This is a genomic window from Aquimarina spinulae (assembly GCF_943373825.1).
GTDB classification, from domain to species: Bacteria; Bacteroidota; Bacteroidia; order Flavobacteriales; family Flavobacteriaceae; genus Aquimarina; species Aquimarina spinulae.
Genome location: NZ_CALSBP010000002.1, coordinates 1,241,895 through 1,262,635, shown reverse-complemented (window position 1 = coordinate 1,262,635; position 20,741 = coordinate 1,241,895). Strand labels below are relative to the sequence as shown.

General features: G+C 31.8%; 20 protein-coding genes. 5 read left to right on the top strand and 15 right to left on the bottom strand.

Features of this window, described 5'->3' with window-relative positions:
- Positions 1-54: 54 nt before the first annotated feature.
- From NNH57_RS11220 to NNH57_RS11150, 15 genes are all read right to left on the bottom strand, one after another.
- Positions 55-669: an SPOR domain-containing protein gene (locus NNH57_RS11220; RefSeq protein WP_108807333.1), complete on the bottom strand. Its 615-nt coding sequence runs from the start codon at positions 667-669 to the stop codon at positions 55-57.
- Positions 670-1,205: 536 nt separating this feature from the next.
- Complete coding sequence (locus tag NNH57_RS11215; RefSeq protein WP_159099153.1) at positions 1,206-1,343, bottom strand: hypothetical protein; 138 nt, start codon at positions 1,341-1,343, stop codon at positions 1,206-1,208.
- Positions 1,344-1,815: 472 nt separating this feature from the next.
- Positions 1,816-3,420 (bottom strand): hypothetical protein, encoded by a 1,605-nt coding sequence (locus NNH57_RS11210; RefSeq protein ID WP_108807332.1) that lies wholly within the window; start codon positions 3,418-3,420, stop codon positions 1,816-1,818.
- An 88-nt stretch (positions 3,421-3,508) separates the two neighbouring features.
- Positions 3,509-5,200, bottom strand: a complete 1,692-nt coding sequence (gene lysS / locus NNH57_RS11205; RefSeq protein WP_108807331.1) for a lysine--tRNA ligase — start codon at positions 5,198-5,200, stop codon at positions 3,509-3,511.
- 160 nt (positions 5,201-5,360) lie between these two features.
- Positions 5,361-6,023, bottom strand: coding sequence for a suppressor of fused domain protein (locus NNH57_RS11200; protein ID WP_108807330.1), 663 nt, complete (start codon positions 6,021-6,023; stop codon positions 5,361-5,363).
- A gap of 161 nt (positions 6,024-6,184) precedes the next feature.
- Positions 6,185-7,597 carry a S41 family peptidase gene (locus tag NNH57_RS11195; protein WP_108807329.1) on the bottom strand — a complete coding sequence of 471 codons (1,413 nt, stop codon included), beginning with the start codon at positions 7,595-7,597 and terminating at the stop codon, positions 6,185-6,187.
- 38 nt (positions 7,598-7,635) lie between these two features.
- Positions 7,636-8,151 (bottom strand): hypothetical protein, encoded by a 516-nt coding sequence (locus NNH57_RS11190; protein WP_108807328.1) that lies wholly within the window; start codon positions 8,149-8,151, stop codon positions 7,636-7,638.
- Positions 8,152-8,260: 109 nt separating this feature from the next.
- Positions 8,261-8,668 (bottom strand): hypothetical protein, encoded by a 408-nt coding sequence (locus tag NNH57_RS11185; RefSeq protein ID WP_074410353.1) that lies wholly within the window; start codon positions 8,666-8,668, stop codon positions 8,261-8,263.
- Positions 8,669-8,835: 167 nt separating this feature from the next.
- A complete protein-coding gene (locus NNH57_RS11180) occupies positions 8,836-9,768 on the bottom strand; it encodes an AraC family transcriptional regulator (RefSeq protein WP_159099152.1) in 933 nt (310 codons plus the stop codon).
- A 64-nt stretch (positions 9,769-9,832) separates the two neighbouring features.
- Positions 9,833-10,798: an alpha/beta hydrolase family protein gene (locus NNH57_RS11175; RefSeq protein ID WP_074410355.1), complete on the bottom strand. Its 966-nt coding sequence runs from the start codon at positions 10,796-10,798 to the stop codon at positions 9,833-9,835.
- Between the two features lie 138 nt (positions 10,799-10,936).
- Positions 10,937-11,707: a hypothetical protein gene (locus tag NNH57_RS11170; protein WP_108807325.1), complete on the bottom strand. Its 771-nt coding sequence runs from the start codon at positions 11,705-11,707 to the stop codon at positions 10,937-10,939.
- Positions 11,708-12,026: 319 nt separating this feature from the next.
- On the bottom strand, positions 12,027-12,926 hold the full coding sequence (locus tag NNH57_RS11165) for a hypothetical protein (protein ID WP_108807324.1): 900 nt from the start codon (positions 12,924-12,926) through the stop codon (positions 12,027-12,029).
- Between the two features lie 250 nt (positions 12,927-13,176).
- Entirely contained in the window at positions 13,177-13,656 is a 480-nt protein-coding gene (locus NNH57_RS11160; RefSeq protein WP_074410358.1) for a DUF1573 domain-containing protein, read from the bottom strand.
- A gap of 111 nt (positions 13,657-13,767) precedes the next feature.
- Positions 13,768-14,943 carry a hypothetical protein gene (locus tag NNH57_RS11155; RefSeq protein WP_108807323.1) on the bottom strand — a complete coding sequence of 392 codons (1,176 nt, stop codon included), beginning with the start codon at positions 14,941-14,943 and terminating at the stop codon, positions 13,768-13,770.
- A gap of 102 nt (positions 14,944-15,045) precedes the next feature.
- On the bottom strand, positions 15,046-16,101 hold the full coding sequence (locus NNH57_RS11150; RefSeq protein ID WP_108807322.1) for a LuxR C-terminal-related transcriptional regulator: 1,056 nt from the start codon (positions 16,099-16,101) through the stop codon (positions 15,046-15,048).
- Positions 16,102-16,261: 160 nt separating this feature from the next.
- Here NNH57_RS11150 and NNH57_RS11145 point away from each other — a divergent pair, with 160 nt between their 5' ends.
- The 5 genes from NNH57_RS11145 to NNH57_RS11125 all read left to right on the top strand — a co-directional run bounded on the left by NNH57_RS11145 (position 16,262) and on the right by NNH57_RS11125 (position 20,712).
- Positions 16,262-16,417: a YqaE/Pmp3 family membrane protein gene (locus NNH57_RS11145; RefSeq protein WP_074410361.1), complete on the top strand. Its 156-nt coding sequence runs from the start codon at positions 16,262-16,264 to the stop codon at positions 16,415-16,417.
- Positions 16,418-16,548: 131 nt separating this feature from the next.
- Entirely contained in the window at positions 16,549-18,114 is a 1,566-nt protein-coding gene (locus NNH57_RS11140) for a S41 family peptidase (protein ID WP_108807321.1), read from the top strand.
- 261 nt (positions 18,115-18,375) lie between these two features.
- On the top strand, positions 18,376-19,140 hold the full coding sequence (locus tag NNH57_RS11135; protein WP_074410363.1) for a hypothetical protein: 765 nt from the start codon (positions 18,376-18,378) through the stop codon (positions 19,138-19,140).
- Positions 19,141-19,184: 44 nt separating this feature from the next.
- A complete protein-coding gene (lipB, locus tag NNH57_RS11130) occupies positions 19,185-19,901 on the top strand; it encodes a lipoyl(octanoyl) transferase LipB (RefSeq protein ID WP_108807319.1) in 717 nt (238 codons plus the stop codon).
- A 274-nt stretch (positions 19,902-20,175) separates the two neighbouring features.
- The gene (locus tag NNH57_RS11125) at positions 20,176-20,712 is read left to right on the top strand and encodes a hypothetical protein (protein ID WP_074410365.1); all 537 of its coding nucleotides are present in this window, start codon (positions 20,176-20,178) and stop codon (positions 20,710-20,712) included.
- Positions 20,713-20,741 lie beyond the last annotated feature (29 nt).

The window sequence follows — 20,741 nt, the reverse complement described above, 5'->3', positions numbered from 1 at the left end:
TGGGGATACCCCGGCGTTTTCACGTCGGGGTATCCATTATATCAGAACCCGAAGTTACCAGGCTTCTTCAATCTGTAGTCGTTCTCCGTTTTGATATGAAGCGATAAAAGCATTTCTAAACCCGAGTCGTACCAATTCTCTACGAAATTTTTTGGCTTCATTAAGTGTTTCAAAATTTCCTAAGGCATATTTATTAAATCCACCACTTTTAATTTGTCTGAAATTCACAAAATTCTCAGAATACATAGACAAATCTATACTTTCAAAAGCTCCGATTTGTACAGCATATACCAATTCATCTTGCAAGGAACGACCATTTCCTACTCCGCTACCACCTGAATCTGATTCTAATTCCTGATTCATAGATAGGTTTTTAACCGTTTCTGTTAACTCAGCGATTTTAGTATCCCGTGTAGTTACCTCAGATTTATGCTTTTTCTTGGTAACCATATTTTCTGGAGTATTAAAATTCATAAAATACACAGTCCCTGCAACACCTAGTAATGCAATGATACCTAGTATGATAGTTGCGATCTTAAATTTTCGAGAGTTTTCTTTTTCGTCTTTTACAGCTTTGTTACATGCATAATCCACAGCACGCTTAGATTCTTCGACTTTTTCTATTTGATCTTTAAAACCCTGTAATTCTTCGTCTGTTATAAAAGGCATCTGATTTGTGTTTAGATATTCAAATATAATTGTTTATTATAAAACTTCAAGGTTTTGCGAGCTTTAGGAATATTTATATATTGCAAACTGAAAATACTACGGCAAAAACGTAAAATTTGTAAGGTTATTTAATATATAGGTAACATTTATATATAATAGTATAGATATCTTTGCTACATATAAATAATTGATCGAAAGGGAATTATTTGATTTTGGATATTGATGATCTGTGATATCCAAATCTTTAAAGTTGAGAATACGTAAGGATAACATTTTCGGCAAGGAATACCCGGATGTACTAGGATGTCATTATTGCATTGTTAGAAAAGTATGTTCGAAGACAACTGGGAAAGTCTTGTGTATCCGAAATTGTTTGAGGGGAAAACGCAACCGGTAAGGTTGCGTTTTTTTATTTATGTAAAACATGATCCAGAATTAGGTTGCACTATTTAGATGTCAAAAAAGAGTTCGACTTATTTAAAATCAAATACTGATTTTAACATGGTTTATTAGTTAGACTCTAATCTACATCATTACTAATAACATCTGCATCTTCCTCCTCTATGTTCACATCCTTTATTACAGTAATCTGGGGCAGTTCCTCCATTAATCTTAGTTTGTGTGTTTTTTGTTAACTCTTTTACTCCTGTTAAATTTTTAATGTTTTTTAACATGTTGTTTGTTTTTAATTATATAAATGTCTCCCAGGCATTTTTTTAAGGCATCTGGGATCTATGCCTTATTCTATAGTCGTGATTATGATAAACACCAGTGACTAGCCTTTTTATTTAGAATAATTACCCCCTTGTATGTATCATTATTATTTACCTCAAACATAGATTAGATGTTAGAAATGATGCTATAGAAATAAGATGTTTGTGACGAATTAGGTTTAAATAGTGATAAAAAGAAAAATCGAGGGACGATTTTTTTTTTGATGGTATGATTTACGGTTAACCATTATATCGGCAGTAGATTTTACACAGAGCTGTGCAGTCTTTTTTAAACTAAAAAAGTCATTAATTTTGATTAAAATTTAGATTTTCTGCCTTGTATTACCAAAGTTGTTTAAAAAGAAAGAGGTTGAATTCTATACTTTATCATAGAATTCAACCTCTTTTATGTAGTGATCTTTAGCTTTTGCTATTAGTTTCCGTCTTGAGTAGTTGCTGAACTACTACATTTGGTAAGTTCATTACAAAACTTTAATAAACTTTTCTGATTGTTTTTGTACTCTTTATTAGCAACTTTTTCGATTACTGTTGGGCAACCTTCAGCATATTTGGTAAGGTTCTTTTTAAAACCAAAAACAAAACCAGCGGCCATAGTTGATTTTCCTTTTTCACTTCCGGCAGGAAGAATAACCATCTCAGATTCGTTAAATAGATATAAATTAATCTTATCAGACTCAAAAAGCACTTTACAAAGCTTATCAGTAGCGCCACCTAATACCATTTGCCCGGCATCTACAGCTCCGGATTTAATAGAAGATTCTTTAAATTTAATATTTCTGTAATGAAGCCCATCAACAAAAACAAGTTCTTTGCATTTTTTAGCACTCTTTACTCTGCTTCCGATTGGAGTACCATTTTGATCATACTCTACCGTTTTTAACTTGTATCCGATTGAAGCAATATCACTAGATTTAATATCAACCAGTGTGGTATCATTTTCTTTGGTGATCAAATATGCTTTATTTAATTCTACATCTGCAGTCTCAGTTTCCTCTTCCTCTTCCTCTTCTGGTACATTACTTAGATCCTCGGTAAGTACTTTCATGTGCCGAGTGTTTGTTTTATTAGTCTCTAAAGATTTGATGAGCTTATCTGCCTTTTTGATAAAATATTTACCATCTTTTTTGTCATAATTATTATCGATGATTTTCTGAGCGTACTCTTTTACTTTCTCAGGCATTTCTAGATAGTAGTACAAATTTGCGATGTTATAATAACTGGCATATCGCACCTTTCTTATTTTACGTTTATCTCCGGGGTAGTTAGGGATTACACTATTAAAATATTCGATGATGGGTTCCATCTCTTTCTTGATCTCATCAATGGGCTCATCGTATTTAATTTTATCAAATGAAGCTTTTACCTTATCAAATGCTTCGTGGTGCTTTTGAAATTCTGGGTGCTTTTTCGAGCCTAAAATCCATAAATACTCATATTCGGTTGTATAAGGAATGTATCCATATGCACGATTTGCATAGCTATTGATATTGCTTATAATCGTGTTCTTATGAGCAGTTCTATACTTGTTTCTTAAGTTATGTCGATTATTGTTGTAATAATCTTTTGCTTTGGTATAGCTACCAAAAGTACTACTCTTATAAGTAGTGCTTTCTGAATATGTTTTTTGGAAGTTTTCTGCAGTTTCTGCATTGTTAAACGATAAGGAGGCAGAAGAGGAATAGGTAACAACTACCATATATTCGTAGCTTACAGAAATGACTTTTCCTTCTTTATCCTTTTTCTCAATTTTGTTCTTATTGATGTTGACTTCTCCTATTTCTGTACCATTAAACGTGTAATTATAATCTAATGTTCCTTCAGATTTTACTTTTGAGAATCCGGAAATTGAAATCCCCCTATGATTGGTAGAATACGTTCTTTTGGTATCATCCAGAATGGGTTTGGTAGGTAGTTTTACATAAGAAACTTTAAAGTTTTCTTTATCCAAATCTGCACTTTGCGCAAACGAAATTAAACAAAACAATAGGGTAATAGATGTTAGTAATCCTTGTTTCATAATAGTTGAGGTTATTTATAAAATAGCCGCCAATATAGTTAAAAAAATGTTAACGTGCTATTTTGAAACAAGGATCCCTATTCTTTATCTATTCGGTGACTTCTATAATTAGAGCATCATCGGTCTTGGTCACTTTTGTTAATCCTAATTTAGAAAGCCCTTTGATTCCCTTGTCCCAACCTTTATTACTTAAGCCTGTAGCACTCTTAAGTTCTGATAGATCCATACTTTTTTCTTTTTTAAGAATCTCAAAGATGGCTTTTTCATTATCATTAAGCTCTACTTGTTTTTTCTCTGGACGCATCTGCGGGAAAAATAGTACTTCCTGGATAGATTGATTATTAGTCATAAACATGGCCAATCGATCAATACCTATTCCGATTCCCGAGGTTGGTGGCATACCATACTCCAGGGCACGTAAAAAGTCCTGGTCGATAAACATTGCTTCGTCATCACCTTTTTCAGATAATTTAAGTTGATCTTCAAAGCGTTCGCGTTGATCGATAGGATCATTAAGCTCTGTATAGGCATTTGCCAGTTCTTTACCATTTACCATAAGCTCAAAACGTTCTGTAAGCCCTTCTTTAGAACGGTGTTTTTTGGTAAGCGGACTCATCTCTACGGGATAATCGATAATAAATGTAGGTTGGATATAATTGGCTTCACATTTTTCTCCAAAAATTTCATCTATCATTTTTCCGATCCCCATAGTTTCATCAACTTCAAGACCTAATGCCTTAGCTGCTTCACGAACTTCGTCTTCGCTCTTTTTATAAAGGTCATATCCGGTATGTTCTTTTATCGCATCAAGAATACCAATACGCTTATAAGGTGCTTTATAGTTAATGACATTATCCCCAAATTGTGCTTCGGGAGTTCCGTGAAGTGCAATGGCTACTTTTTCTAATAACTTTTCAGTCGTATCCATCATCCAATGGTAGTCTTTATAAGCGGCATACATTTCCATTACGGTAAATTCTGGATTGTGAGTACGATCCATACCTTCATTCCTAAAATCTTTTGCAAACTCATATACTCCATCAAATCCTCCGACAATTAGGCGTTTTAAATATAGCTCGTTGGCAACACGAAGATAAAGAGGAATATCCAGTGCATTGTGATGCGTTATAAACGGACGTGCTGCTGCACCTCCTGGGATAGGCTGAAGAATTGGAGTCTCGACCTCTAAAAAGCCCATTTCGTTATAAAAATTACGAATGGTATTTACAATCTGTGTGCGTTTAATAAACGTATCTCTAACTTTTGGATTCACTACCAGATCAGCATAACGCTGACGATATCTTAACTCTGGATCATTAAATTCGTCAAAAGTATTTCCTTCTTTATCTGTTTTAGGAAGAGGAAGAGGTTTTAAGGATTTACTTAATAGTGTAAAGTTTTTAACCAATACAGTCTTTTCACCAACCTGGGTAGTAAAAAGCTCTCCTTCGATACCTATAAAATCACCTATGTCTAATAGTTTTTTATAGACTTCGTTATACAAGAGTTTGTCCTCACCAGGACAAATCTCATCTCTGTTAAAATAGACTTGTATGCGACCATCGGTATCTTGCAGTTCTGCAAAAGAAGCTTTACCCTGTATTCTTCTCGACATTAATCTACCTGCAATAATTACCTTTTTACCTTCTTCAAACTTGCTCTTTATCTGTTTCGAGGTATAGTCAACCGGATACAATGCAGCCGGATAAGGATCGATACCTAGATTACGTAATGCGTTTAATTTCTCTCTTCTTACAAGTTCTTGTTCTGATAATTGCATAAATTCGTCATTTTAAAGGCACAAAAATAGCCTATTTGAAGAATTTAAAGAAAGGTCTGATTAAAAACTTTTGACCTCAATTTTAAGACTTTGAAAAAAGCAATCTAATCTTAGTGCTTATCAGGTGTGTTTTATAAGTGGCAGCTTGCGTGTTACTCTTTTATATTACAGCTTCTCTGTCTAAATCACTATAAGGATAATGTCCTTTTTCTTTTAGCAATTTGAACAATTCATCACTTCCATTTTGTCTTGCATAGTCCATTTCACTTCTAAACAATTGTAGGCAAAGTAATAAGTGGTGTTCTCTATCCCCGATTTTAAATTTTTTGCCATTTGGTTCGTATAAATCAAATACTAAACAGGTGTTTTCTTCGTCTTCTCCATTCGGGATTTCTATAGTTTCTTTTGGATTAAGAACTGCTTGAGAAGAGTACATCCCAATCGAAGTTAAAAATCCGCAAGCATTTCGTTCAACCAAATTAAAAGGAGTTTGGGGATCCTTGCTCGCATTATAGTCATATTTTGTGAATGCAACTAATTCATATGTTCCCAAGCGATTTTTTAAAGGGCCATTGCCATCTGGATCTAATAACTCCATGGTAGCAAATCCAGTTCCTTTTATATGATTTGGGAAATAATACATATCCACAGCTCCGCCAATTGCAAAAGGTATGATTGCGTGGCCAACTAGATCATGCATTTCTCCAAGAACATCTTCAAGCCCTTTAGATTTTAATTCATAATCTTTTTGGTGTTCTGCATCTGTAAAATCTTTTTCGATTGGTTTTTCCTTGTTGCCAAATAATCTTTTTAAAAAACTCATAGTTACTTTTAGTTTGTTTTTCTTGGTTACTTAATATGACATTGTATTAACATAGTAATAGTTTTTATATATTACCTTTTTGGTTTATGACTGATCTATATTATGCATTTCTTTTTATTTACTAAACTTAATCTACATGAGTATTTATAAAATACTATATATTAATTTAATCTATCAATTACAAAATCAATCCATTTAAATTTCGGAACATCATCGTATATAAAATAATCAGGATGAATTCCTTTATTATCTATTGTCATTTCAGGAATTCTTAAACTTTTAGATAAACAATAAATCAATTCAAAATCTCCACAAGGAGATTTAGCAGGATAAGTATAAGAAATATCTAATGCCCCAAATGTTGTCTGGCCAAATAGCTTTACTTTTTTACTTTGTTTGGCAGCAAGAAGAAACTGCTCTGTAGTACTGGCATTTTGTCGATTAATGATGATTCCGATATTTTCTGGGTATTTATAAATGGTGTCAAATTTTGTAGTAGTGACTTTAGTAGTTTCCAAATTGACATATTTCCCTTCATTTTCTGATAATTTTTTATAAGCCTTTCTAGCCCATTCTTTTCCTTCTTCTGACCAATTAGGGTTTGAGATAAAATCTTTAACTCGTTGGTTGTTTCTTTGAGTCGATAGTAATTCTTCACCAACAGTCAATATTCGATTTGTATATAATATAGGTAATAATTCTTCATAATTCCTAATACTACCTCCTCCATTGTCTCTTAAGTCAATAACTAAATTTTTTGTTTTTAGGATTTGATTTTTATTGCTTATTATAAGGCTGTCAGTATATTTTTTTTGAGAAGTATCAAATGTAGGGATTCTAAGCAAGAGTGTGTTTTCATTAAGTCTGTCTATATAGGGCTTTTCTGTAGAAATAGATTTATAATACCTTTTTATTATAGAATTGCTTTCAGATTCGGGAAAAATTCTTTTTAAAGTTACAAATCCTAATTGTAAGTATTCATTTCCTAAAAGTTCTGTTTTTTGAAAAGTTTTAGAGGAATAATCTCCCATATAATATATAGAAGAACTATCAGGTTTTATAACTAATTTTATTTGACCTTTTTTCCATTGACTACCATTTGCTTCAATAATGAAACCTTTATATTCGTTATTAATTTTTTTAATCCCAATTGTGTAAGGGTCGGACTTCCATATTCCTTCATAATTATAGGTTTCTTCTTTATTTTTCAAATATTTTTTAAATATATCTTCTTCGAGGTTTAGCGTTTCCCATTTTTTATTCTTATTATTTGATTTAACATTCTCTTGATTAAGTGAACGAATTTCAAAATGTCCTTTCCTAAAAAATGTTACCCAATCCCGAATCAGTTCATAGCAATCTGTTTTATTTGAGATGTTTATTAACTTTTTAAAGAACTCTTGATTATGTTTTTTGTAGGCCTCTTTTCCTTTTTGATTAATGACATAACTGAATCCTGCATCATTTTTTTCAAAAGTTTCTTTAACCCATTTAAAACTTGTTTCACAATCACAATCTTGTGAGAAGACTGAAAAAGGAAAAATTAGTACTAAAATAATTATTAGTTTGTTCATTTCTCAACATTTCTTTTTGTAAATAATAGAACTATAATTTACTCATTTCTATCCCAGATACTGCATGTTCTCCACTCTAATCCAGGAACCAAGTGCTTAATCATTTTTTTATTTTTGACTTTAAATCGAATAGTCGAAGAAGGAGCCTCAATACTGGTTTTTGAATATTCGATTCCTTCAAAAATTTCTTTCTCCCATGTATCGACCAGATCCCAATTTTTGTCAAGTATCAGTTCTAAATTTTGGATTTCTCTATTAGAAATCGCAGTATACTCTGGAGATTGATCAATATTTCTAAGCATAGCATTATAGGTGTTCAATTCCTGGGCTGCACAATGGTTTAATAATTCAGAAATTTTTTTAGCAGTAATGCTAGTAGTATTAAAATAAACCCGGGACTCAAATTCTTTGAGGTGGTAATATGCATCTGTAATGAATTGAAATGCAATATTCTCTTTTAATGGTAAATCCGGAACCTGAGTACTAAATAAAAAGTAAGTAGCGGTCACATATACATCATCAATATCTATTATTTTTATTCGATAAGAATCCATTTAATTCAGAATTTTCCTGATCGATCATTTTGTGAATTTCTGATTTTTCAGGATTACAAGTTATGCTTTTATTAATCCAATTTAGTTCATAAAGTTATTTTTTATGACATCATTTTGATTTATATTCTTTTAACCAATATTGAAATCCCAAGGCCTCAATACTATCTCCCTTAGCTACATTTTGAATGATTTTTAATGCAGTTTTTTCAGTTTGTTTGTCAAAAGTTAATTTTTCAAGTAAATGAATAGCAGACCAAAGATTAGTTCTGTTTTTTTTGTCATATAATAATTTTGAAAATTTGTCAATTTCATTCTGGCAATTGTTTTTTGAAATCAAATCAACGATTTGATACATCCGGTCAACTGCTTTATTATTTTTCTTAATAGAGCTTTTTTTCAAACAGTCGTTTTTAGAGCAAATCTTGGTTTGTTTTCTATAATCATCAATTAAACTCTTTGGATTTATTTTAGACAGTGTACTTATATTAGAAGTACCATTGCATATGTGTTTATTCATATTTACGTATAAGCGTTGGTATATGATTTACTTTATCAAGCATGCTACAAAACAAAATATGGCTAAATATTAATAATAAAAACATATGTATGGTAATATGAATCAATTTTGTGACGAATATGTGTAAAAAAGTGATGATTGTAATAACAATATAATCTAACTTTTGTTTAAACTGCTTTTACAGGAATACAGAAGTTAACTTTAAATATTTCTCCTTTTGGTTGTTCTGGGTAAAGCTCAAAATATGGTTTGTCATCCGGGATATAATGATTTTGAGGAAACCATTGCCCATAAATCCAATCCCAGGCTTTTGGGAAATCTTGTGTAGACAATTCAAACTGACAAATAAGATATTTTCCTTCTTCTATATCCATTTTACCAATTACACCAGTTGTTTCGGTCTCGGGAGGAATTGTTACGCAAAGACTCATTCTTTGTGTGTCGTTAAGAGCAACATTAGGGTTATCGTGATAAAGGATGAGATAGTTAAAGTTTGCATTATTTATCAATTCTCTAGATGCAGCCCAAGCAAAAAGCTCATCTCTATGCTTTTTATACAATGCATCATTTCCTTTGTACGGACCGATACTTCTTATATATGCTACGGTCATTTTTGGAATTCTTTTTACTTCAACGTTTTTAATAATTTCCATAGTACTTGTCCATTTAGTGGTTTTAGATTCTGGGCAAAAGTATATGTCGATCTTATCTTCGATATGTTTATTATTGCTCTTCGTTTGACTTGTATTGCTTTTTTTAATTGTATTTTCTCTGTAAGAAGAAGGGGGAATATTGAAATGTTTTTTGAAATTTCTTGAGAAGATAGAAAGGTCAGAAAAACCACATAAAGAAGCTATGCTGGATAGTTTTTCATCGGGTCGAGATAACATCAAGGAAGCAGATTTTTCTAAACGAAGTCTTGTTATATATTGAAATGGTGATTCTCCTATAATGGTGAAGAATATTCTATGAAAATGAAATTTAGAAAAATTAGCGATCGAGGATAATTCTTCTAGTGAAAAAGGTTCTTCTAAATTTTTATCTATGTAATCTAATACTTTATTGATGTTCCCTATGTAGTAATTGTATTTTGTTTGCACAATTTTTATGATTATGTATGAAATAGTGCTGGGTACACGTATAACAAACGGTAGGTAATAGTAACTATTGCATATATTTTTGAAACCAGTTACAGATTCTATCGAATACATCATCTCTATTACCAGGAAGAGAATGACCATCATCGTCATATATTATTAGACTATATACCTTACCCAACCTCTGTGCTTCACTAGCTAAGTTAATCGAATGTTCTACAGGGACTTTACTATCGGTTCTAGAATGAAGAATTAATAGTGGTGTATTTATCTTGTCGATCCAACGTATTGGAGAACGCTCAAGTATATATTCTTCTTTTCTATTTTCAAAATCAGGAAGATTTTTCTTAAGACCATTAAAAACATATCCGTCGTAGTTCCATCCATCAATAAATTCTGGCCTATTTGTATAAAAAACTTTTGCATCAGTTACACCAGCAATTACAGCCGCTGCATTAATGGGAACATTATTTTTTATTGCTAAATGAGTCATAAGAGCTCCTCGCGAATATCCTACCATAAAAATGTTAGAAGTATTGGCATAGTCTAGCGTTTTAATTAATGGCGTTAGATTTAAAATATCATTTAAATCGTCTCCACCCAATTGATCGTACATTTCTTTGTTATTAATATACCTTAAGTTAGAAGCCACTATGATGTAGCCTCTTTTGGCAATTTGATGAAAGGTAACCAGGTCTGATTCTCCAAATTTCCCATAATTACCAGTCCCTCCTCTATTCCAGATGATGACCGGATATTTTTTGGTTTGAGTTTCTATAGGCTTATATATGAAACCTTCTACTTGGTGAGTATCACTAGAGTATTTAATTTTTAAACATTCGTATGTTTTTTGATTTTTTGCTTCGTCATACATTTTTTTGGGAAAGTACCATCGAAGAAAATCGGATAAAGAATCATATGGAGTTGTAATACGATACTTTTCGGTTTTTAGTATTTCGCCATTTTTGGTTTGCGATATACTCTGAAATGTAAATGTTAAAAATACAGAGGTAAGCATTATAATTGATTTCATAGGATGTTTTTTGTTTTTGATAATAGTCAAATATCAATAATAAAAAAGGTGCATATGCTGTATCAATAGACTATGTGAGAAATGCATTTAAAAAAAGTGATGGTTGTAAATGGTTTTGGTAGATGATAGAGACTATACCTAATATAGATGTAAGTGGTCATACTCTTTATTGCCAATGAAGATCGGGCCCAATTTACTTCCAATAAAGTAATGAAGAGGGTATTTACTAAATACAGGTTGTCTGTTAAGGGCCATCTGATATAATTTTAAGAAATGACCAGTATTGTTTTGTTCAATAAATAATAAATTCTCTTGACAAAGCTTATATTTCTTTCTTTTCTTTTTTATGGTACAAGAAGCCACGCTAAGTTTAATTTTTTTGGAAGTATTGGTATATACCTGAATAGGTGAATTGATTTCAATATCGCATGTTTTTAGATAGGTAAGTACCGAAGAAGTACCCTTCATTACTTCTAATCCGTTATGAACATATTTTTGATCGAACTCAATACGGATATCTTCAAAATTATTGAACAACTTCATTCTGAAATTTTCTATTTCAAATGATTCATCAATTAAAGAAATATTTTCAGGTTCGTTTTCACATAAATACTTTCCACATAAGAGATTGATTACCCTCAAATATCTTTCGGGCTCCTTGATTCTTAACAATTCTTCTTCATTTATGTCATTAATCATTACATTGAAAGGCAAAAGCCCCCATGTTTTAGTTCCGTTTTTTGTCTTCCACCTGACTAACAAAAAAGTAAAATCTTCTGAAATTTTCTTTTTATACATAACCTCTAATGATTCTTCATTAAGATTAATGAAATCAGCATTATTTTGAGAGGTATTTAATTTGATAAATTCGTCTATTATTTTTTTGTCTGCTTTAGATAATTGGGGCATTTTTATTATGTTTTTAATGTTGAAATATGGTTTTGGTTACAATTGCAAACCTATGTGGCACAATAATTCAGGTATAAAAAATCTAGAAAATTATCAATAATATATACATTGTAGATACACAATATGCGCCTGCTTGTAATGATTAACCAAATATCAATAATAAAAACATGTGTGTCGCCATATCAATAGACTTTGTGACGAATGGAAGCAAAAAAGTGATGATTGTAAATGCTTTAGGTAAACGATTGGGCCAAAATGTAGACCAAAAACAGACCTCACAGGTTTTTAAAACCTGTGAGGTCTATAAACCTTGTTACGATTACTTCGAAACATTTAATGTAGTGCTTAGTTCTTTAATTTTGTTTTGTATTTTCTTATTATCTTCAAATTTTAATGATTTCTGGTAGTATTTGATTGCATTTGCAGTATCCTCCAGATAAAGATATGTATTAGCTAGGCTTACATAAGTATTTGCTTCCTTTGGAAACAATGAAGTATTAAAGTCTAATATTGCTAAAGCTTCTTCTTTCTTACCCGCATAGAAAAGAACGCTGGCATAGGTGTTTAGTTCGTATAAACTCTGAGTCTTATCTTTAAATTGTTTGACTAGTTTTTTTGTGTTCTTAGCGATGTAGGACGTTCCTTTTTTAGTAAGGACATCATCTATAAGCATTACCGAGCTATATTTTGGAGTATAGTTTTTAGACAGTATCGCAAGCATATCTTCTTCCAGTGTTTTTCTGGGAGATTCTACAATACGATTGATTTCTTTTCCGTCTTTGTGAAAAATCAGAGTAGGTACTCGGTGTATATTTAAACCTTCGTGTTCTCCTCCAGGACTTTGTTTATAGGCTTCCCGGCTTCGGTCTACCGCAACAACGGTGAGTCGATCCAGAGGAAAATTACTTTCTTCTAATATTTTATACATACGAGGAACTTCGCGTTTACTATCTCCGCACCAGGTACCCATAAAAAGAGTAATCGTATAGGGGAGCAGTTGAGTTGTTAAAGAATCTATACTGCTTTGTTTCGGGATGTATTCTTTATGGTTTTTTGAAAACCACTCGTTATATGGCGGTTGTGCTAAGCCCTGATTATTGATTTTACCAAGAAGCATAGGAGAACTTCCCTCTGTTTTGATCTCATGATTAAAAGATTGGGCAGAAAGTGTCATTATGGATAAAATCATAGTTATGATAAGACATATGATTGTTTTCATTGTGTTGGGTTTAAATTAAGTGGAAATAAGATGTAAATGATAAGGCTGTTTGAAATACATTGTCAGTCTGAGCCTGTCCAAGAAGTATTGCCTATCAATAGTATAAAAACTTCGACAAGCTCAGTTTGACATTGAGATTCTATTTTTTAGAAAGCTTCATCGTTTTGGATTTAACCCGAGTGTAACTGTAGCTCCTTCTATTAAGAATTGGTTGATTTCGAGTTATATAAGCTACTTCTATATAGAATGACTATTTGCTTATTGGAGCCCCGCTTACGGCCTTAGCTCTGGGAGTAACCATAGCTTTGATTTTAAGTATTTCTTTACCTTTTTCGGTGTTTGCCGTAATCGTTACCTGCTTGTTCTGCATATTGGGTTTACCATTAGAATTAAAGGTAACCATCATATCTCCTGTAGCTCCCGGAGCAATGGGTTCTTTTGGCCATTTAGACACCGTACAACCACAACTACCTTTGGCACTAATAATAACCAGTGGCGCTTTACCGGTATTGGTAAAAGTAAATTTGTGTTCTACAATATCACCCTCGTTAATGGTTCCGAAATTGTGATTGATTTCGGCAAAGTCCATTACCGGAAAATCTGAGACTTTCGCATCTCGACTTTCAGAAACGGCTACGTTTTCTACGTTTATCTTTTTGGTAGCATCATCCTTACAAGATACTACAGCCATTACAAGTAGGCTGGCTAAGATTAGGAATTCTTTTTTCATGATTTCGATTTTTTAATTATTTAAAAGGGTTAAAAACATTGTTTGTTGAGAAGAGGTATTATTCTTCTCGGTTTAATTCTTTTGTAGTGTTGTAGATAGTACGATCTACAATTATTTAATTTGTTTAATCAGCTTAGCTATATTTTGATTGAAATTATTTTTGGTTATACCGGTTACTTCTTCCAATACAGGAAAATAATCTTCGCTTTTTTTACCACAACTCAGTAATTTGAGGATAGGAGAAAAGCCTTTCTCCTTGTTTATTTTTTTTATCAATAAAGCGTTAAGGGTATAATCTACTCTTAATGCCTTATTGATTTCGTCTCCATAATTTTTACCTTCATTATAAAGAGTTATCCAGTCGACATCTGGGTTTAAGGCTATAAATCGTTTAAATTTTTGAAGAATTTCTTCCCAACTATATCCCCAGCTGCCACCAAATAAGAAAGCACAACCTTCATCGACTGGTTTGTATATTTTTTTTGCAGGAAGTATTTTTCGTACTCTACTGTGCCATAGATCATGTGGATCAAAACCTTCAGGGTTAGAAGCTAGAACACCATCGATAATTAGATTAGTAGTATTTTCATAGACAATAAGTGTATTGTGACTGTATCCATTATAATCTACTTTGAAATCCACTCCCACTAATTTCAACACTTCATTAAAATTTTCTGCACAATACAATTTGGTGGGTTGTTTGGGAATATTTAGTATGCTATCATATTCTGCAATTTTTGAAGTATATGCTATTGCTTTGGAGATTTCAAAATTGTTTTTAAAATAAAAGGTGTTATTTCCTATTGTTTTTGTTTGCCATGATACTGTATTTTGATGTAGCGGGGAATAGAAATAAAACTGATGACCTTTCTTCTGTGCGAGTATGCTATAGTTTGCTCTTAAAACGGGTTCGTTTTGGTGTATACCCATATAGTAAAACTGAACTAAATACTCGGTGTCATTAAGTTTGAGGATATTATTTACATAGCATTTATAAAAATTGTCATCTTTAAACTTGGTACTTTTTTCTATATCTTTTAGCTCATCTAGTAATGCTGAGGTCGCCAAAAGATTTTGAGGTAAGACAAATGTATTTTGGTTATTGGGTTTATCTTTTAAGCTAAGAAATCCATCGAATGAATTAATTAACGTTTTCGTTATAATTGTATCCTTTGGTAATCTTGTGGTTTGAAGAATTTGTACAGAACTGGTTTGCGCCTTTAGAGTACATAGCAGCGCAATAACGAATATTGATGTAAGAATTATTTTTACAGGTATTTTATGCATTTATTTTGATTTGGATTAGCGTTATCAAAAATCAAAACATAAAGGAATAAAATCAATAAAAACAGGTTTGAAATGGGGACTAGACCCCGGGTGGATTTTTCGCTATTTCTTGATATATAAGGATTTAACTTCGTCTCTTGAACTTACCTCAAGTTTTTTATACAGATTGTTAATGTGAGTTTTTATAGTGCTAATACTTACAAACATGGTAGAAGCAATCTCTTTATTTGTCTTGTCATCAAGAATAAGGTCTAATACTTTTTGCTCTTGTTGCGTAAGATTTTTTTCTGAACTTTGAGATGTATTTATCTTTTTTCTATAGTTGAGAAATTGAAAAATGTTAAGCGCTATAGCACATGCTAACACTATCCATAACCACCAATTTTTGTATGAAACCGCTTTGGGGCTGATTATAAATTTGTCTGAAGCTAATTCTGTTTCATATTGCTTGGCATACGTGCTATTGGGATATTTTTTTTGTAATCGTTCTAATAGATTATCGTAATATGTGTTTTGTTTTAAATCTTCAAGGTAATGGGCATACAGATTGTTGGCTTTATCAGATAAAAAAGCATAAACATAAAGTTCTGTGAGGGGTTCGTTTTGGTTTTTTACGAAATGTTGTAATGTCGTAAACCATTTTTTTTCATTGATCTTACGATTGGTTTCACTTCTATATGAAGCAAAGGCAAAACGCATTTCATCAATGATAGAGTCGACTTTAATAAAAGCATTGCTTTTTTCATTATTCGAAATAATTTTACAAAACATTTCGTTATCAAAAGAAAAGGGTAAGGTAAGCGTATCTGTGTTATTGGCAATAAATAGTATTTCTTTACTATAAGGGCAAAATCCATTAAAATGAATTGGTTCTTTTTCATTTTCAGAACACCCTTCTATATGAATCCTATACATATGATTTTGTAATGGAAGATTATCTCCCGAAAAGCTAAAATAGCCCATCGAGTCACTTACCGTTTTCTGAATAATCTGTTCGGGATAGACCCCAGATAACTTTCTGTAATCCTCTATCAACGATAAATAAATATCTCCCGACCAGTTTTTTTTATCGACATAGCCAGAAAATTCATATTGTGCCAAAAGTATTTTGGGACAAATCAATACACTAAAGTATAGTATTAGAAATGGTAATTTCATGCATTTAAGCCTTTTTAAAATTTGGTATTGCTCGTTTTATTATTTTTAATTTTCAAGCCAGGTTAAAAATATAGAAATTAATTTTATAGTAATATTGTAACATAATAAAATTGTCATCTACTTATAAGTATAACATTTAATTTATTTTACATTATAAACTATGAGTATCTGGAGAGTTATATTGGCTATTTTTTTTCCACCGTTATCGATATTAGATAAAGGTTGTGGGTCTGTCGTAATAGTATTGTTGTTAACTATTTGCGGTTGGGTACCTGGAGTGATAGCAGCATTGGTTATACTTAATAATCCAAAATGACAGAAAACACTTCTGATTTTTCTACAGAAAGGTAGTCGATACAGTAAAACAGGATAATTATGATTAATACATAGCTACAATAATTGTGGCATACATTTAGTGGTACACTTTCGGATCCAAAATGAAGTCTTATGATTAGAACGTTATTTTTATATGTATTAATCCTTTTATTAACCGCTTGTTCTTCAGTAAAAAAATATAATCAACAAATCAGCGAACTTCATAGTCCAGAAGAAATACACGATGATATAGATTTTGCATATCGTAAATTACAAAAACTACACCCGGATTTGTATTGGTATATTAGTAAGGATTCATTGGATAAAAAAATAGATGGATTAAAGAAAAGCATAAAAAAACCTGTATCCAGTATTATATTTTATAAAAAATTAGCTCCGGTAGTTGCCAGTATACGACAGGGGCATACTGCAATTTATCCTCCGTATAAGAAGCAAACAAGAAGAGAGAAAAAAATAAAAGGGAAAAGGAGTTACCCTTTTAAATCATTAGCTTTTCATAGTGTAGATAATAAGGTATATGTCGAAAAGAATTATGAAAAAAGTGATACTCTAGTGGTGGGTTCTGAAGTATTGAGTGTAGATCATCAAAAAACAAGTGATCTATTAGTGTCTTTTCAAAAATTACATACCGGGGATGGTTATAATAGAACATTTATCCCAAAGTATATTGGTCATGGTTTTGGAGTGTTTTATGCCAGAACACACCAACAAAAAGATAGTGTACTAGTGAAGCTAAAAACCGGAGATAGTATTTATTCTCGTTATGTACATGCAGGGTATAGCAAAAAGATAAAAAAGATAAAAAAGGATACTATAACTGTACCTGTAGAAAAGAAAAGTAAATCAGATAAAAAAATAGCCAGAAAAAAGAATAAGGAGGTACGTAAACAGCATAATAAATATGGTTTTGATACGTACAAAAAAGAATACAATAGAAATTTTAAATTTATTATATCAGATAGTACTTCTGCTATTGCTTATATGAAAATAAGAAGTTTTACGAATGGGAATTATAAAGATTTTTATGAAGAAAGCTTCTCAAAGATAGATTCTGCAAGCAGTAAAAACCTTATTATAGATTTAAGAGGAAACCTGGGAGGCAGATTAGCAGAAATAGAAGAACTCTATTCTTATTTGACCGATAAAGAATATGTATTTATCGAAAAGGCAAAAATGACTAAACGGTTAAGTTTCTTATATCCACTTTTTCATACAAAATCCTGGATCGGAAAAACCGGAGCTATATTATTCTCCCCGGTGTTAACAACATACCAGTTTTTTAAAGTTAAAAAAGAAAAAGGAGATCCTTATTTTAAATTTAAGTATAGTAAACTCAGAACACCAAAATCAAATTCGTATACCGGTAAACTTTATGTTTTAATAGATGGGGAAAGCTTTTCTGCAAGTAGTATTTTATCTACTCATCTAAAAGCGACCAAACGTGCTACTTTTGTAGGAGAAGAAACTGGTGGGGCATATAACGGGACCATTGCAGGCTTTTTTGCCTATGTAGAGCTTCCCAATTCTAAAGTAAATATGAGAGTAGGGTTGATGAAAATAAACGCGCCTCATACCGTAGAACCCGATGGTTTTGGGATTAAACCAGATGTTTATATCGAAACAAAAAAAGGAGTAGATAAAGAGCTTGAGTGGGTAGTACAAGATGTGAATAAATAAGATATGGTAATACCTGTAAATTCCGTAAGATTGAACCTAATATCAATACTTCCTACATCAAAAATAATAAATGCGGCTTTTATGCTAATGATTACTTATTCCTAACTCAGGACTCATTATTTTGAATACTTTATAATATTTAATTTACTTTTACACCACAGATCAAAAGTGTAAGGAAAAGCTAGCTGGGTACTATCCATAATCTTAATGAAAATAGATCTGTTAGAATAGGTACTCTAGTTCGAATAAATAATAAAATATATGAAAAGATTTAGTCTTTGTGTGTTAACTATAGTATCATCTTTACTTTTGGTAGGATGTCAATTTTCAGAGCATTTGAATCTGAATGAAGATGGAACAGGAAAAATTACCATAAACTTTGATGGATCAGAGCTTATGAAGATGGGAGAAGGGCAGGTTGCAGAAAAGAAAGAAAAAATAGATTCGCTGCTGGTTTTTAACGACTTTTTAGAAAAGCATAAAGATAGTATTTCAAAATTGTCAAAAGAAATGCAGGAACGATTACAAAGGCTAAAAGACTTTGAAATGCATATCGTGGTCAACTCTGAAGCTAAAGAAATGAATATGGATATGTACAAAGGCTTTAAAGACGTTTCTGAGTTAGGTGATATATTTAGTGATTTTAAAACTGCTATGGTTATCGAAGGCAAGAATAATAAGACTCCGGGAAGTGGGAGTACGTTTGATCCTCTCGAAACATTAACATCGGAAGAAGGAGGGACCAAAGTAAGATATAGTTTTAAAAACAATAAGTTTAGTAGGATTACAGAGATTATTGACGAAGAAAAGGTTAAAAAAAGCATGGATAGCTTAGAAAAAGCCAAAATGTTTTTAGCAAGCTCTAAATATAAATTGAAGTATACTTTTCCGAGAAAAATAGTAAAAATGTCATCTGATAAAGCCACATTTAGCTTAGACATGAAGAGTTTTATACTCGAAGTCGGGTTTATCGACTTTATGGAAAACCCTAAGATATTAGATGTCGAAGTAGAGCTTGAAAATTAAAAAAAATATCATTTCACTTTTTTTAAGACGTATCTTTGTGAACTATGAATAAAAAAATTCAACTCCAGGATATTGGCCGTAAAGATTATAAAGAAACCTGGGAGTATCAGGAAACTCTTTTTAAAGAAATTTTAGATATAAAAATAAAAAATCGAAGAGAAGATGCAGGGCTTAGTACACCAAATCATTTTCTTTTTGTAGAACACCCACATGTATATACATTAGGTAAAAGTGGTGATATCAGCAATTTGTTATTATCAGAAGAGCAATTAGAAGAAAAAGAAGCCACATTTTATAAAATTAATAGAGGAGGAGATATTACTTATCATGGCCCCGGGCAGATTGTAGGATATCCAATTCTTGATCTTGATAATTTCTTTACCGATATCCATAAGTATCTTCGTTTTTTAGAAGAAATGGTAATTCTTACTTTGGCAGAATATGATATTAATGCCACAAGAAGTGAAGGTGAGACTGGAGTGTGGATTGATGTGGGCACTCCGTTTGCCCGTAAAATCTGTGCTATGGGAGTTCGGGCCAGTCGCTGGGTTACAATGCATGGCTTTGCTTTAAATATTAATGCTAACCTGGGATATTTTGATCATATTATTCCTTGTGGAATTAAAGACAAAACCGTTACATCATTGCATGTCGAATTAGAAGTAGATCGTGTAGACGTAGATGAGGTTAAAGCAAAGTTGCTAAAACATTTCACAACTCTTTTTGAAGCAGAATTTATACCACAAAAAGCCGAAATTTAATCTTCGGTGTTTTATCTGTTTATTTTATTTGTAGTATCGGTCGGATAGGAATTCGCTAATATTAATTTTGGTTGATATTAACTACATTATTATGGTTCATTTCATACTAAAAAAGTTAATCCCGGGTTTTATATGTAAAGGTGATTTATTTTTTTTGATTGAAGTGAAAATAGGAGTAAAAAATAGCATTTTATAGCCACTGAAAAAAGTGTAAATCCCTTCATAATAACAATCTGACCTTTTAAACAAAAAAAAGATTAAAAATGATAAACAGATGAAGGTATATACTTTTCTTAGTGCTCTTATGCTGGTATGGGCATGCAAAACTCAAAACACAGTAGATTCTTCAAAAGAAATAGCAGTAGTTTCTATACCTCATAATAATAAAGAGTATTGCCCCGAGGGGGGGAACTGTACTATCAAACTTCATAAAAAATCTTCGCTGGTGTTAAAAAAAGATACTACAGGTAGATATTATCCTGTTATCGAAAAAGGAGAGGGGATAGTTGTCGAATTTAAATTTTTAATCAAAGGGCCAGAAGGTACTGCAGATGGGGATTATTCTGAAACAATACATTTTGAAATCAATAAAGATGCAGAGACTTTACGTTTAAAAGGTGAGGCATTAAAACAAGTAGATTTACTTTTCGGAAAACATTGTTTTTGTAGAGGAGAGGCAGGATATTATAAGGTAAAAGATGGGAGTTTAACGCTTCAAAAATCAAAAGACGAAATTAATATTGATATATCGCTTAGCATACCTGAGGTTTCTCATAAAACCTTCAACATTAAAGAAAAAATAAGACTTTAATTCGGGTTTAACTTAAAAAAGTAAGCGAT